This is a genomic window from Kitasatospora sp. NPDC004614, from assembly GCF_042873675.1.
Taxonomy (GTDB): domain Bacteria; phylum Actinomycetota; class Actinomycetes; order Streptomycetales; family Streptomycetaceae; genus Kitasatospora.
This window is the reverse complement of record NZ_JBIALR010000005.1, coordinates 77831-91582: the sequence shown is the minus strand read 5'-3', so window position 1 is coordinate 91582 and position 13752 is coordinate 77831. Positions and strand designations below refer to the sequence as shown.

General features: G+C 72.5%; 14 protein-coding genes. 8 read left to right on the top strand and 6 right to left on the bottom strand.

Annotated elements, in window-relative coordinates; translation table 11 throughout:
- Window positions 1-6: 6 nt before the first annotated feature.
- From ACFYST_RS14255 to ACFYST_RS14245, 3 genes are all read right to left on the bottom strand, one after another.
- A complete protein-coding gene (locus ACFYST_RS14255; RefSeq protein ID WP_387862111.1) occupies window positions 7-342 on the bottom strand; it encodes a DUF6191 domain-containing protein in 336 nt (111 codons plus the stop codon).
- Between the two features lie 71 nt (window positions 343-413).
- Window positions 414-1532, bottom strand: coding sequence for a hypothetical protein (locus tag ACFYST_RS14250; protein ID WP_387862109.1), 1119 nt, complete (start codon window positions 1530-1532; stop codon window positions 414-416).
- A gap of 146 nt (window positions 1533-1678) precedes the next feature.
- Complete coding sequence (locus ACFYST_RS14245) at window positions 1679-3160, bottom strand: helix-turn-helix domain-containing protein (RefSeq protein ID WP_387862106.1); 1482 nt, start codon at window positions 3158-3160, stop codon at window positions 1679-1681.
- Between the two features lie 193 nt (window positions 3161-3353).
- On the opposite strand from ACFYST_RS14245, the gene ACFYST_RS14240 reads away from it, so the two are divergent.
- Window positions 3354-3878, top strand: coding sequence for an RICIN domain-containing protein (locus ACFYST_RS14240; protein ID WP_387647936.1), 525 nt, complete (start codon window positions 3354-3356; stop codon window positions 3876-3878).
- Here the strand turns inward: ACFYST_RS14240 and ACFYST_RS14235 are convergent.
- A complete protein-coding gene (locus tag ACFYST_RS14235; protein WP_387862103.1) occupies window positions 3829-4164 on the bottom strand; it encodes a hypothetical protein in 336 nt (111 codons plus the stop codon). The genes ACFYST_RS14240 and ACFYST_RS14235 overlap by 50 nt on opposite strands.
- 181 nt (window positions 4165-4345) lie before the next feature.
- On the opposite strand from ACFYST_RS14235, the gene ACFYST_RS14230 reads away from it, so the two are divergent.
- Window positions 4346-5872 carry an MFS transporter gene (locus tag ACFYST_RS14230; RefSeq protein WP_387862101.1) on the top strand — a complete coding sequence of 509 codons (1527 nt, stop codon included), beginning with the start codon at window positions 4346-4348 and terminating at the stop codon, window positions 5870-5872.
- 96 nt (window positions 5873-5968) lie between these two features.
- Complete coding sequence (locus tag ACFYST_RS14225) at window positions 5969-6739, top strand: TetR/AcrR family transcriptional regulator (protein WP_387862098.1); 771 nt, start codon at window positions 5969-5971, stop codon at window positions 6737-6739.
- Here ACFYST_RS14225 and ACFYST_RS14220 read toward each other — a convergent pair.
- Entirely contained in the window at window positions 6732-7235 is a 504-nt protein-coding gene (locus tag ACFYST_RS14220) for a helix-turn-helix transcriptional regulator (RefSeq protein ID WP_387862096.1), read from the bottom strand. The two genes, ACFYST_RS14225 and ACFYST_RS14220, sit on opposite strands and share 8 nt — an antisense overlap.
- A 308-nt stretch (window positions 7236-7543) precedes the next feature.
- Here ACFYST_RS14220 and ACFYST_RS14215 point away from each other — a divergent pair, with 308 nt between their 5' ends.
- From ACFYST_RS14215 to gdhA, 3 genes are all read left to right on the top strand, one after another.
- Complete coding sequence (locus ACFYST_RS14215; protein WP_387647951.1) at window positions 7544-9250, top strand: glycoside hydrolase family 13 protein; 1707 nt, start codon at window positions 7544-7546, stop codon at window positions 9248-9250.
- Window positions 9251-9299: 49 nt separating this feature from the next.
- Entirely contained in the window at window positions 9300-10124 is an 825-nt protein-coding gene (locus tag ACFYST_RS14210) for a barstar family protein (RefSeq protein WP_387862093.1), read from the top strand.
- A 275-nt stretch (window positions 10125-10399) separates the two neighbouring features.
- Window positions 10400-11779 carry an NADP-specific glutamate dehydrogenase gene (gdhA, locus tag ACFYST_RS14205; RefSeq protein WP_387647957.1) on the top strand — a complete coding sequence of 460 codons (1380 nt, stop codon included), beginning with the start codon at window positions 10400-10402 and terminating at the stop codon, window positions 11777-11779.
- 49 nt (window positions 11780-11828) lie between these two features.
- Here gdhA and ACFYST_RS14200 read toward each other — a convergent pair whose 3' ends face one another.
- Complete coding sequence (locus ACFYST_RS14200; protein WP_387862090.1) at window positions 11829-12245, bottom strand: SRPBCC family protein; 417 nt, start codon at window positions 12243-12245, stop codon at window positions 11829-11831.
- 85 nt (window positions 12246-12330) lie between these two features.
- Here ACFYST_RS14200 and ACFYST_RS14195 point away from each other — a divergent pair, with 85 nt between their 5' ends.
- Window positions 12331-12945: a hypothetical protein gene (locus tag ACFYST_RS14195; protein WP_387862087.1), complete on the top strand. Its 615-nt coding sequence runs from the start codon at window positions 12331-12333 to the stop codon at window positions 12943-12945.
- A gap of 80 nt (window positions 12946-13025) precedes the next feature.
- Window positions 13026-13667, top strand: coding sequence for a hypothetical protein (locus ACFYST_RS14190; protein ID WP_387862085.1), 642 nt, complete (start codon window positions 13026-13028; stop codon window positions 13665-13667).
- The last annotated feature ends 85 nt before the right edge of the window (window positions 13668-13752 follow it).

Genomic DNA, 13752 nt, shown 5'->3' with positions numbered 1-13752 from the left:
GACCCGTCAACTCCCGCTGCCCGGCGGCCGGATCCGGGCCGTGCCCGCCGCCAGGTCGATCCCGGTGCGCGGGGGCGCGCCGTCGTGCTCGTCGTCGCGCAGCACCAGTTCGATCCGCCGCTGCTCCAACTGCACCCGCTTGCCCGCGTACAGCAGCGCGTGCAGCTCCTCCCCCGCCTGCGCCCCGACCCCGCGACCGCTCTCCGCGGGGCCGGTCCACCGCACGGCCGCGCGTCGCGCCGCCGAGGCCGCGAACCCCAGCAGCACCAGCGCCGCGGGGAACACCAGGCTGCCCATCACCGCCACCAGTGCCACCATGCCGGTCTCAACGCCCCACCGCACCAACGGAGTTCCCCACCGCACGTGCGGCGCGCGGCAGCGGGAGGGCCCGCCGCCGCGCGCCGAAAGCGGTCTCAGTGCAGCAGGTCCAGCGTGTTGTCGGCGTCGTTGACGAACCAGACGGCGTCGCAGTCGATGTCCAGGGTGAGGCCGAAGAGCGCGCCCGCGCCCGCCGGGTTGCCCTCGTTGTTGATCTGCTTCACCGCCACCTGTTCGCCGCGGGGGGTGGTCTCGACGATGTTGCCGTCCTGGCTGTTGACGGTCAGCAGGTCACCCTTGGGGGTGAGGGTCATGCCCAGCGGGCCGTTGAGGTCCCCGTCGGAGGTGATGACCCGGCCGATGCCGGCGCTGTCGTCGCGGGTGAGCGCGCGCGGGATGGCGGTGATCCGGCTCGGCACCGTGTCGGCGACGTACAGCGTGCCGTCACGTCCGAGGCTGACGCCGGTCGGGCCGATCACCAGCGCGGCGGGGTCGGTCCGTTGGGGAAAGCCGGAGCCGATCACGGTGGTGTCGCCGCGCTGCGGCGGCTGGTCGTCGTTCGTGGTCAGGGAGATCCGCAGCACGGTGCCCGCGTCGACCTCCGCGCCGCCCCCGGCGACGGTGCCGTTGAGCACGTTGGTGACGAACAGGTCGCTGTGCCTGCCGTGGCTGACGGCGGTCATGTCCCAGGGGCCGTTGATGCCGCCGCCGACGAACGTCTCACGGACGGTGCCGTGCCGGTCGAGCACCAGCAGGCAGCCGGCCTGCGCGGTGGCGGCCGTGCCGTCGGCGGTGGGCAGGCTGCCGACCACGACCCAGCCGCCGGGCAGCACGGTGAGCGCGGTGGTGAGGCCGACGCCGCCGGGGCAGGGGCCGGGCAGATGGGCGGGGTCGATGGTGGCGAACGTCGTCACGGCGCCGTCCGGGGCGACCTGCACCAGGGTGGTGCCGGTGCCCTGCAGGTTGGCCGCGTTGTTGAAGTTGCTGACCAGGACGCTGCCCCGGTGCAGGTCCCCGACGTTCTCCTTGATCGTGAACGTGCCGTACGGGTTCTGGTCACCGTTCCCCGGCACGGTGGACGGGCCGGGGGTGACGGTGTTCAGCCGGTCCAGGAACGGCCGTGGGCCCATCACGTGGCCCGCGGGCGCGGCGGCGGTCAGGCCGAAGGTCAGCGCGGCGATCGCCAGCGCGCTCGAACATGCCCGAAATCTCATGTACTGCCTCCTGAGGAGCGGGCCGGACCTGCGCAATCGGCGGTCCCGACCCGTGAACGTGCTCTGAACTGCCCCCCGGCAGGCCACGTTAGGCACGCCGCCCGGCGCGCCGCTTGCCGGTTCCGCCAATTGACCCCGGCCGGACCCTAAGGTCGGCCGGCCAGCTCCAGGGCACGGTGGGCGAGCCACAGGTCGTGGACGGCGGTGGGTGGGCGCAGCAGTGCGCAGTTGAGCAGCGTCTCGATCCGGCCGAGGCGTTTGCGGACGGCCGAGGGCGAGAGCGCCAACTCCTGGGCGGTGGGGCCGATTCGGGCGTCGTGGCGCAGCCAGCGCGCGAGGGTGTCGGCCAGCGCGGGCGGGGCGTCGGGGGCGTGCAGCGGGTGGAGCCGGCTCGAAGCCCAGTCGATCACCTGCGGCTGGGCCAGAAGTTCGTCAAGTCCGGCTCCACCAACGCACATTGAGTGCCCGTCAGTCCGCACTCGCAGGGCCAGGGAGAGCGCGGCCCGGTCGGCGAGGCGGTGCGGGTCGGTGCCGAGGCGGTGGTGGAGGTGGGTGAGGCGGGCGGCCAGGGTGTTGCGGTGGATGCCGAGGCGGGCGGCGGCGTCGGTGGGGTGGTGCAGCCACGCGGTGGCGGTGGCGAGCAGCGCGGGGCCGTCGGGGTCCTGGGGGCGGGCGGGCCGGTGGGTGTGCAGGGGGGCGAGGGTGGCGGCGGCCCAGGCGGCGCCGGCGGGGCCGAGCGCGGGCGCGAGGTCGCCGAGTTGGGCGTGGGCGGCGCGGCGTTCGGGGTGCCGGCGGGCGGCGGTGAGGGCCCGGAGGGCCTGGTGGTGGGCGAGGGCGGTGTCGCGCAGCGGGACGGCGTCGCTGATTCCGACGTGGCAGGTGTCGGCGACGGCGGGGTGGTGCAGCCAGGCGGCGAGCGGACGGGTGCCGGTGGCGGGTTCGAGGACGAGGGTGCGGCCGGCTCCGCCGGGTTCGCGGCCGACCCAGGCGGCGGTGGTGGCGGCCCAGTCGGCGGCGTCCCGGCGGGCGGCTGCGGGTCCTTCGACGGCGTACATCCGTACGGTGTCGGGCAGTGCGCTGCGCAGGGTTCGGGCGAGTCGGCGGGCAACAGCGACCTGGCCGGCCATCAGCAATTGGAGGACGGCTTCGCGGGTGCCGGTGTCGGCGAGTTGCGCCTGGTGGGCCTGTTGGCGGCCGCGTTCGGCGTCCCAGGTGAGGCTGAGGACGGTGGCGGCGTCGGCGAGCAGGACGGGCAGGTCGGGCGGGGCGGGTCGGGGTGCGACGGCGGCGAGGACGGGCAGTCGGGTGCCGGGGCGGCCGGGCAGGGTGACGACCAGGCAGGTCAGGGCGGTCTGTCCGACGGCGGCGGAGCCGGTGCCGCGGGTGACGGCTTCGCGGACGGCGCTGCGGGCCAGGGCGCGTTCGGCGGCGTTGACGGGTGCGGGTGGCGGGCAGGCGTCGGTACCGGAGGGGTGCAGCAGCAGGACGCCGGCCCGGGTGCGGGCGGCGAGCAGGCGCAGGACGGCGGGGGTTCCGCCGCGGCGTCCGGCGGCCTGGAGGTCGAGGACGTCGTCGGCCCGGCGCAGGCGCTGGACGGTCCGACCCCCCGGCAGGGGCGTCTCGCGCATGTCGCTTCCCCCGAGTGACATCCGAAGTCGATTCGCCCCCAGGCTATCCGCGCCACGAGCGGAAGATCAACGCGCTCGGTGTGCGGTTCGACACCGTCCGGCGGGGCTCACCGGGCACCGTCGCACCTGGCCGGCCGGGGCGTCGCCCTAGGTTTGCGGGGCACCGCACCAGCAGCACCGATCTGGAGGACCCATGACCCGCAGGACCGGCCTCGGCCGTCTGCTCACCACCGCCGGCGCCGTCACCGCGCTGACCGTGACGCTCTCGCTGACCTCGGCGGGCTCCGCGTCGGCGGCCAGCGACTTCCAGGGGAACCTGAAGAGCAACGCCACCAACAAGTGCCTGGCGCTGGACGGCGGCGGCGACGGCAACGGCCTCCCGGCGTTCCAGTGGGACTGCAACGGCAACAACGACCAGCTGTGGACGTTCGAGAACACGGGCGGCGGCGCCTACGAGATCGTGAACCGCTGGGGCCTGTGCCTGGAGGCGCCGGGCTGGACCACCCAGCCGGGTGCCCAGCTCGGCCAGTGGGAGTGCCACGGCGGGGCGAACCAGACCTTCTACATCGACAACTACATGATCGACAGCTCGAACATGCGCTTCAAGAACAAGAACTCGGGCCTGTGCGTCAGCGTGCAGGGCGGCAGCTCCGCACTCCGCACTCCGATCATCCAGTGGTACTGCAACGACGCGGCCGACCAGCGCTGGCACGTCTGACCGCGACGGCGGTGAGCAGGCCGAGGGCGGCGGTGAAGATCCACGGCTGGTCCAGCGGCGAGAGGCTGTAGGCGACCAGCACGACGACCGGCGGCAGCGCGCGGTGCGCGGCCCGGTGGACCAGCAGCGGGCCGATGAGCAGGACGGCACCGGCCAGGCCCGTCCACCAGCCGTGCACCGCGGTCTCGAAGACCGCGAAGGCGGCCGAGAACAGCGCCAGGACCGCCCACCCCAGCCGACTCGCCGGGCCGGGTCCGTCCGGCCGTCGATCCGTCAACTTCCCCATGGAGAGCATCCCTTCTGCCGTCACGCCACCAAAAGCTAAGGCTAATAGCGTTAGCCGTCAACCCGCCGGACCCTTGGCGCGAATATTCGTTGTACACCGTAGAAGGATTCCTCTACGGTGTACAACACATGCCCGGCCATCACCGGGCGCCTTCGTCCGCGTCCATTCCGGGGGAGCCCTCTTGTCACCAACGTCCGTCCCAGCCACCGCTCCGCACCCGCGCCGCTGGGTGATCCTGGCGGTGGTGTGTCTCGCCACCCTGGTGGTCCTGCTCGACAACACCGTGCTGAACGTCGCGATCCCGTCGCTGACCGAGGAGTTGGGCGCGGGCACGGCCGACATCCAGTGGATGATCAACGCCTATTCGCTGGTGCAGTCCGGCCTGCTGCTGACGGCCGGTAGCCTCGCCGACCGGTACGGCCGCAAGCGCGCCCTGCTGGCCGGGCTGGCACTGTTCGGCATCGGCTCCGCCACCGCCGCCTTCGCCCAGTCCACCGGCCAACTGATCGCCGCCCGGGCCGGCATGGGCATCGGCGGCGCCCTGCTGCTGACCACCACGCTCGCCGTGGTGATGCAGGTCTTCCAGGGCGAGGAGGTGCCCAAGGCGATCGGCATCTGGGGCGCCGTCAGCTCGCTCGGCTTCGCGGGCGGCCCGCTGCTCGGCGGCGTGCTGCTGGCGCACTTCTGGTGGGGCTCGATCTTCCTGATCAACCTTCCGGTGGCGCTGATCGGCCTGTTCGCGGTGGCCCGCCTGCTGCCGGAGAGCCGCGACCCGGCCGGCCGCCGACCCGACATCCCGGGCGCGGTGCTGTCCACCGTCGGCATGGTCGGCGTGGTGTTCGCGATCATCTCCGGCCCGCTGCACGGCTGGGGCTCGGGCCGGGTGCTGCTGTCCGCGGCGATCGGCGCGGCCGCCCTGTCCGCCTTCGTGGCCTGGGAGTTCCGCACCCCGACGCCGATGCTCGACATGGACTTCTTCCGCAACCGCCGCTTCAACGGCGCGGCCGCGGGCGGCGTCCTGGTCGCCTTCGGCATGGCGGGCTCGCTGTTCCTGCTCACCCAGTACCTGCAACTGGTGCTCGGCTACCGCCCGTTGGAGGCCGGCCTGCGGATGACCCCGCTGGCGCTGGCGATCGTGGTGCTCAACCTGACGGGCGTCGGCGCCCGGCTGCTGCCGAAGCTCGGCTTCCCGGGGGCGGTCGCGCTCGGCATGGCGCTGCTGTCCGGCGGCCTCGCGGTGATCGCCTTGACGGGCTCGGCGCACGGGTACACCGGCCTGCTCGCCGGCCTGCTGCTGATGGGCGCCGGCATCGCGGTGGCCCAGCCGGCCATGGCCACGGCCCTGATGGGCGCGATCCCGCCGGAGCGGGCGGGAGCGGGCGCGGGCGTGCAGGGCACGGCCACCGAGTTCGGCGGCGGCCTCGGCGTGGCCGTCCTCGGCGCGGTGCTCGGCTCGCGCTTCGCGGCGGGCCTGCCCGCCCAGGTGCCCGACTCCGCCGCGAAGTCGCTGCCGGACGCGCTGGCCGCCGCACCCGACGACAGCCTCCGCGAGGTGGTGCGGACGGCGTTCTCCGACGGACTGACCTCCAGCCAGCTGATCGGCGCGGCCGCGATCCTGCTCGGCGGCCTGGTCTCGGCGGCCCTGCTGCGGGGCACCGAGCAGCCGACCGCTCCCGCTGCCGTACCGGAGCCCTCACCTGCGGCTTAGCAGCACCGAGCACCCCGGGCCCGCGCACCGCGCGCGGGCCCGAACGCGTACGGTGGGGGCCGTCGAAGCCCGTCCCACCGAAGGCGAAGGAGCAACGTGGCCGCCAAGCGCGCCTCACAGATCAAGAAGAGCGTCTGGCTCACCCCGCAGCCCGCCCGGGGCCGCCGCGGCGGCCGCGCGGCGGGTGCCGCCGCGGGCGGCGCGGGAGGGCTCGACCGCGAGGTGATCGTGGCGGCGGCGGTGCGGCTGCTGGACGAGCAGGGCGAGGCGAGGTTCTCGATGCGCGCGCTGGCGGCCCGGCTCGACGTCACGCCGATGTCGCTGTACTGGTACGTCGCCGACAAGGACGACCTGCTGGAGCTGGCGCTGGACGTGGTGGCGGGCGAGATGGAGCTGCCCCGGCCCGGCGACGGCCTGAGCTGGCAGGACGGCCTGCGGGCGCTGGCCGCGACCTGGCGGGCGACGATGCTGGCGCACCCGTGGGCGGTGCGGATCTACAACGACTACCTGAACGTCGGGCCGAACTCGGTCCGCTACTCCGCTCGCGCCGTGGAGGTGGCGCGCAGCTCGCCGCTGCCGGAGCCCGACGCGATGGCCGCCCTGTCGGCGATCTTCCAGTACACGTACGGCTTCACCGCCAACGAGGTCAACTGGCAGGAGAAGGCGGCCGCGGCCGGCGCCACCGTCGACGGGCTGATCGAGGAGATCACCGAGGCGGTGCGGGAGGTTCCGGAGATCGCCGAGTCGGGCGCACTGGTGGAGCGGCCGGACGAACCCGAAAAGCTGCTGCGCGAACAGCACTTCCACCGCGCCCTGGACTGGATGCTGGCCGGCATGGCGGCCGGGCTCGCGAACCCCGCTACGTGAACTCCTGCTGACAGCGCTCCAACCAGTCCAGCTCGGCCTTCAGTTGCAGCACCGCGCCCTCGATCAGCAGCCGGGAGGCGCCGAGTTCGCGGGACCGGTCGGCACTGGCGTCCAGTCCGCGCAGGGTGGCCAGGCAGTGCGAGCGCTGAAGGTCGATCAGGGTGCGGCGGTCGGCGAGCCGGGTCTGCGGGGCGAGCACGAGTTTCAGGAAGAACTCCTCGCGGACCTTGGCGCCCTCGGACGGCCGGGCGAACCAGTCGGCGAGCTCGCGCCGCCCCGGGTCGGTCAGCGCGAAGACCCGCTTGGCGGGGCGGCCGTCCTGGGCGACGTCCTGTCCCTCGATCAGGCCGGACTTCTCCAGCCGGCCCAGGGTGATGTACACCTGCCCATCGTTGGTGGGCGGCCAGGCCGGGCCGAAGGTGTTCTCCAGGGACCGGCGGAGCTGGTAGCCGTGCGCGGGGCCCGTGGCGAGCAGTGCGAGCAGGGGTAGCCGCACGCGGGTGCCTCCTTGAACTTCAGGGGGGTGCGCCGGGCGGTCGGACCGTGTTCGGCCGCGCGCCGGGCGGCGCTCCTGGGCGTGCCCTACCCCCGAGCGCGCCCGGTTATTCGTCCGGAACCCGATCCGAAACGGCCCAAGTGGTGGCACCCTGTGGCGCAGAAGGTGACAGACGTCCCCCCAGTCTCCTGGACACACTCTTTGGCGTATACCTAACATGCAGGTATCCCCGAGGAACTGACGGCCTGTCAGCCGGTTCCCACGCCTGCCAGCGCGACCTCCCTCGCGCGCTCCCGTGAAGGTGACGCATGATCACGCCCGTCGTCCCCGGCGATCCGCCGCGCCCCGCCCAGCTCCCCGGCCAGTCCGCCGAAGCCCCCGCGGAACGCCGACTCCCGGCCGAACAGACGGCTCCGGGCGCGCCCGACGAGCTCTGGTGGCGGTCCGCGGTGATCTACCAGGTGTACGTCCGCAGCTTCCAGGACTCCAACGGCGACGGCATCGGCGACCTGCCGGGCGTGCGGGCCCAGCTGCCCTACCTGAAGCGCCTGGGCGTGGACGGCGTCTGGCTGAACCCGTTCTACCCGTCACCGCAGCACGACCACGGCTACGACGTCGCCGACTACAAGGGCGTCGACCCGATGTTCGGCACCCTGGAGGACTTCGACCTGCTGGTCGAGGACTGCCGCAAGCTCGGCCTGCGCCTCGTCCTCGACACCGTGCCCAACCACTGCTCCACCGAACACCCGTGGTTCCAGGACGCGTTGCTCGCCGCCCCCGACAGCCCCGAGCGGGCGCGCTTCCACTTCGCGGACGGCCGCGGCACGGACGGCGAACTCCCGCCCAACAACTGGCGGGCCATGTTCGGCGGCCCCGCGTGGAGCCGGATCACCGAACCGGACGGCACCGCCGGCCAGTGGTACCTGCACATGTTCACCCCCGAACAGCCGGACCTGAACTGGCGCAACCCCGAGGTGCCGGCCGAGTTCGAGAAGGTCCTGCGCTTCTGGCTGGACCGCGGCGTGGACGGCTTCCGCATCGACGTCGCCGCCGGCCTCTTCAAGCACCCCGAACTCCCCGACTCCCCCGACCCGGAGGCCGACGAGCGCACCCGCGACTCCGTCAACCCGCTGGCCTGGAACCAGCCCGAGGTGCACGACATCTGGCGCGCCTGGCGGGCGATCTGCGAGGAGTACACCGCGCTCGACGGACGGCAGCGGCTGCTGGTCGGCGAGGCCTCCGTGCCGACCCCCGCCGAACAGGCCATGTACGTCCGGGCGGACGAGCTCCACCAGGCGTTCTTCTTCCACCTGCTGCACGCGCCGTGGGACAGCGAGCACTTCCACCAGGTGATCGACGCCGCGGTGCGCGACATCACCGCCACCGGATCCACCGTCACCTGGGTGCTCAACAACCACGACCAGGTCCGCACCACCACCCGCTTCGGCAGCCCCGAACGGGCGCGCGCCGCCGCCCTGTTGATGCTGGCACTGCCCGGCGCGGCCTACCTGTACCAGGGCGAGGAACTCGGCCTGCCCGAGGTCGACGACCTGCCGGACGATGTGATCACCGACCCGATCTTCCACCGCACCGGCAGCCGCAAGGGCATCCGCGACGGCTGCCGCGTCCCGCTCCCCTGGGCCGGCACCGAGGCCCCGTTCGGCTTCAGCCCCGACGGCTCCGCCCCCACCTGGCTGCCGCAGCCCCCGTCCTTCGCCGCCCACACCGCCGAGCGCGCCCTCACCGACCACACCTCCCCCTACCACCTCTACCGCGAGGCCCTCCACCTGCGCCGCCTGCTCCCGCAACTCGGCGAAGGCACCCTCCGCTGGCTGGAGACCCCGCCCAACGTCCTCGCCTTCACCCGCGGCGACGGCATCCTGGTCGCCACCAACTTCGGCACCACCCCCGCCCCCGCCCCCGTCACCGGCACCCCCCTCCTCTCCTCCGCCCCCTGCCCCCCGGGCATCCTCCCCCCGGCCACCACCGCCTGGTGGCTCCAGCCCCGCATGTGACGGGCCCCGCCAGGTACCCTGCCCCGAACACGACGAAGGGGGCAGGGACTTGGCGGGTCACAGCATCGGCGGGGAACTGATCGGCGACGAGCACGACGACTCCTGGGGACACGTCCAGGAGTTCGCCGGCCTGTTCGCGGGGTACGACTACTCAACCCCGGAGGAGGACCAGTACCTCTGGGACGTGCAGTTGCTGGGCTGCACACCCGCGGGTTCGCTGCTCGCCGCCCTCGACCGCATCGGTACCCGCAGGGCCGCGCTCGAAGGCTGGGCCGACCTGTATCTGCACGACGCGAAGGACCGCCGCATGGGCCGGCTGTCGGTCTACGGGGTCACCGTGCTGGCCGCGCAGCCGTCCGAGCGCGGCGCGGGGCTGTGGGACATCACCGTCGAACTGTGCGGAGACAGTCTCTCCCCGGCCTGCGAACTGCCCTGGCGCCTGCGCCGATCGGGAACCCTCGACCGCCCCGGCCTCTGGCACGGCCTGGACCGGGCGGGCCGGATGGCCTGGGCGGGGGCCGCACTGTTCTCCCACCGGCCGCCCGCACCCGAGAAGCAGTGGCCGCCGCACGGCCATTACCGGCTCGACGGGCGGCACATCGTGGACGAGTACGCGTTCTACTGCGCACTGGGCGAGGCCGTGAACGGCCCCGGCGGCTACTTCGGCTGGAACCTCGACGCCCTGAACGACTGCCTCTGCCTGCCCAGTTGGGGCGGCGCGGCCTCCGTCACGCTGGAGTGGGAGCACTCCGGCCCGAGCCGGACGGCGCTCGACGCGGAGCTGCTGGATCCGGCCGAGCCCGGGCGCGGATCCGTGCTCCGCATCATCGACGAGATCTTCGAGCGCAACGGCGTCGCAGTCCTCCTGCGCTGATCACCGAACCGTCACCGGATCCGCACGATTCTTTGAGTTTGGGCATTGAGGGGGGCCGAGCGGCCGAATTCACCCGATCGGGTGTTCACATGCTGGACACGCTGTCGATGAATACAGGTCAGCACTGTGACAATGGTGTGGACCATAGGTCCCACCCCGTCGCGCGGCGCGTGTCAGGCATGCCGGCGGCGATCCTCAACGGCGAGGAGGACCAGGGGCGGCCCCCTCGCGGGGCGCCCTCGTGCACCATCCGATTCACGGAAGGTTGTGCCTTGATGCCGGCCACCCACAGCTCTGCCGCGTCCACCGACGCCGGCGCCCGCCTGATCGAGCCGCTGTACCAGGAAGTCCTGCGGCGGAACCAGGGCGAGAACGAGTTCCACCAGGCGGTCCGTGAGGTCCTCGAAACGCTCGGCCCGGTCCTGCTGCAGCGCCCCGAACTCGTCGACGCGCGGATCATCGAGCGGGTCTGCGAGCCCGAGCGGCAGCTGATCTTCCGCGTGCCGTGGTCCGACGACAAGGGCGGTATCCACGTCAACCGGGGCTTCCGGGTGGAGTTCTCCAGCGCACTTGGCCCGTACAAGGGCGGACTGCGCTTCCACCCCTCCGTCAACCTCGGAATCGTCAAGTTCCTCGGCTTCGAGCAGATCTTCAAGAACGCCCTGACCGGCATGCCGATCGGCGGCGGCAAGGGCGGCTCCGACTTCGACCCCAAGGGCCGTTCGGACGCCGAGATCATGCGGTTCTGCCAGTCGTTCATGACCGAACTCCACCGCCACCTGGGCGAGTACACCGACGTCCCGGCCGGTGACATCGGCGTCGGCGGCCGCGAGATCGGCTACCTGTTCGGCCAGTACAAGCGCATCACCAACCGCTACGAGTCGGGCGTCCTGACCGGGAAGGGCCTGGGCTGGGGCGGCGCGCAGGCGCGCACCGAGGCCACCGGCTACGGCTGCGTGATGTTCACCGAGGAGATGCTGCGGGTCCGCGGCGAGAGCCTGGCCGGGCAGCGCGTGGTGGTCTCCGGCTCCGGCAACGTGGCGATCTACGCGATCGAGAAGGCCCAGCAGCTGGGCGCGACCGTGCTGACCTGCTCCGACTCGACCGGCTACGTGGTCGACGAGAAGGGCATCGACCTGGCGCTGCTCAAGGAGGTCAAGGAGACCCGTCGCGGCCGGGTCTCCGACTACGCCGAGGCGCGCGGCGAGCACGTCAAGTACGTGCCGGGCACCGGCGTCTGGAACGTCCCCTGCGACGTGGCGCTGCCCTGCGCCACCCAGAACGAGCTGCACGAGGCGGACGCGCTCGCGCTGGTCCGCGGCGGCGTGAAGGCCGTCGCCGAGGGCGCCAACATGCCGACCACCCCGGAGGCGGTGCGGGTGTTCCAGGAGGCGGGCGTGGCGTTCGCGCCCGGCAAGGCCGCCAACGCGGGCGGTGTCGCCACCTCCGCGCTGGAGATGCAGCAGAACGCCTCCCGCGACTCATGGACCTTCGAGCACACCGAGCACCGGCTCGGCGAGATCATGAAGCACATCCACGACTCCTGCTTCACCACGGCGGAGAAGTACGGCAGCCCGGGCAACTACGTGGTCGGCGCGAACATCGCCGGCTTCGAGCTGGTCGCCGACGCGATGCTCGCCCAGGGCCTGATCTGACGCCCTGCCACTGAGGAGGCCCGGACCGCGGCGGCGGTCCGGGCCTTCCTCATCCGCGCAGCAGCGTGCGCAGCGCCCGCCGGAACACCACCCGGCCGCACCACGCCGTCGGCCGGTCGAACAGGCCGGGCAGCACCCCGATCCGCAGCTCCTCCCGCCACCGGACGACGCTGCCGCCCCGGTACGGCCGCACCTCGATCTCGGCCCACCCCGTCACCACCGGCCCACGCTTGACCAGCCGACACCGCCCGGCCCCGAAACTCCCCTGCGGCGGCTCCCACCGTTCGACGTCCATCACGTCCGCGAACCCGAACCGCCCGATCCCGGTCCGCCCCACCACCGTCCGGCCGTCACCGGTGACCACGGTGAACGGCACCGCCTCCCCGTGCCGGGGCCAGTCGGTGACGCGCCGCCAGGTCTCCTCGGGCGACAGCGCCACTGCTTCCACGATGCGGAACTCGGTCATTCGATGATCCTATCCGCGACCCGCTCGCGGGAGTAACTTGTGCGCCCCACGGCCTCGTACCACAAGGAACAGGTGAGGGCCCGTCATGGCCACCAAGAAGCACCACAAGAAGCGCAACCGGACGAAGCACGGGCTCACCCCGAAACGCCGCGATCTGTCGCCGGCCCCCAAGCGGACGCCGACGCCTGCGTGGCTGCTGCAACTGATCGGGGCGGTGATCGGACCCCTGTTTCTGTTCGGCGGCGCGCTGCAGACGCTGGCCCTCGCCGACATGCACAGCAGGCCGGAGCTGCGGATGACTGTCGGAGCGTGCGAGACCCACCACGGGAGCAAGGACTCCGTCACCAGCTGCTACGGCACCGGCGACCCTGGCGCACCCGTCACCGGCGCAGGCTTGCTGTTGCGCCAAGCGCCGGAGGAATACCCGGCCGGCACCGTGGTGAAGGTCCGCTGTGCCCAGGACGGCATCTGTGACGTCATCACCGCGGGCAGGCTCTTCATCACGCTCCTCACCACCGTCGCCGGACTCCTGATCGTGGGCGCCACCCTGGTCGCCCTCACCCTCCGCGCCGTCGACCGGTTCGCCCCGCACCGCTCCGAACTCCTGCGCACCCGCCGAGTCCGCCGCGGCCTCGCCCGGACAGGCATCGGCACCGTCCTGCTCGCCGTCACCGGATCCCTGTTGTTCATATTCCTCTGACAACCACACCACAACGGTGCTGCGGCGCGAGTAACTTGTGGGCCGCACGGTCACGTGCACCAGGGGCTGGGGAAACCGTCATGTCAAAACGCAGACAGGAAGCGCACGCCTACCGGGCTGCCGCGCGGCGCGAGCAGGAGAAGAAGCGGCCGCGGATGTGGAACGGCTCGGACCGGTTCGATCCCGACAGACCGGGCCTCGGCATCGCGATCAGCCTGATCGGGCTGGGCCTCGGCACCGTCGCGCTCGTCCTCGGAACGGGCAACCTCCGGACCATGAACGACGCCGCCTCCCTCCCCCAGCTGAGAATGACCGTCAGCTCCTGCGAGAGCGTCACGCCTCCCCCGAGCTCACGCAATCGCCAGCCGGAGATCACCTGCTACGGCCGGGGCACCGACGGACCGTCCGGCGTCACCACCGAGCAGTGGCACCTCAACGAGGCTCCGGACGTCCTGCAGAGCGGCCAAGTGGTGAACGTCCGCTGCACTCCGGGCGGCTCGTGCCGGACCGACCTCGGCGATTGGGGCCTCCCCGGCGTCTTCCAGATCACCCTGGGCGTGCTGCTCCTCTCCGCCGGCGTCTACACCGGCAGCCGCGTCCTGACCCACCGCTACGCGCCCTGGCACGACGACTTCTTCCGCCGCCGATCCACCGTGGTGGCGACGCTCGCATTCTTCGCGACGGTCCTCGTGCTCGGCATCGTCGCGGGCGTCCTCGTCTGAACCGGCCTGCGCGGTTTCCTGGACCGACCCGGTACCGCGGCCATCGCCGCCGTACTGCTCAGCCTCGTCGGGTTCCTGGTCCACG

Coding starts and splice junctions, on each gene's coding strand:
- ACFYST_RS14190 (WP_387862085.1), top strand. CDS start 13,026: ATGTCAAAACGCAGACAGGAAGCGCACGCCTACCGGGCTGCCGCGCGG.
- ACFYST_RS14235 (WP_387862103.1), bottom strand. CDS start 4,164: ATGGGGAAGTTGACGGATCGACGGCCGGACGGACCCGGCCCGGCGAGT.
- ACFYST_RS14200 (WP_387862090.1), bottom strand. CDS start 12,245: ATGACCGAGTTCCGCATCGTGGAAGCAGTGGCGCTGTCGCCCGAGGAG.
- ACFYST_RS14240 (WP_387647936.1), top strand. CDS start 3,354: ATGACCCGCAGGACCGGCCTCGGCCGTCTGCTCACCACCGCCGGCGCC.
- gdhA (WP_387647957.1), top strand. CDS start 10,400: ATGCCGGCCACCCACAGCTCTGCCGCGTCCACCGACGCCGGCGCCCGC.
- ACFYST_RS14195 (WP_387862087.1), top strand. CDS start 12,331: ATGGCCACCAAGAAGCACCACAAGAAGCGCAACCGGACGAAGCACGGG.
- ACFYST_RS14215 (WP_387647951.1), top strand. CDS start 7,544: ATGATCACGCCCGTCGTCCCCGGCGATCCGCCGCGCCCCGCCCAGCTC.
- ACFYST_RS14250 (WP_387862109.1), bottom strand. CDS start 1,532: ATGAGATTTCGGGCATGTTCGAGCGCGCTGGCGATCGCCGCGCTGACC.
- ACFYST_RS14245 (WP_387862106.1), bottom strand. CDS start 3,160: ATGCGCGAGACGCCCCTGCCGGGGGGTCGGACCGTCCAGCGCCTGCGC.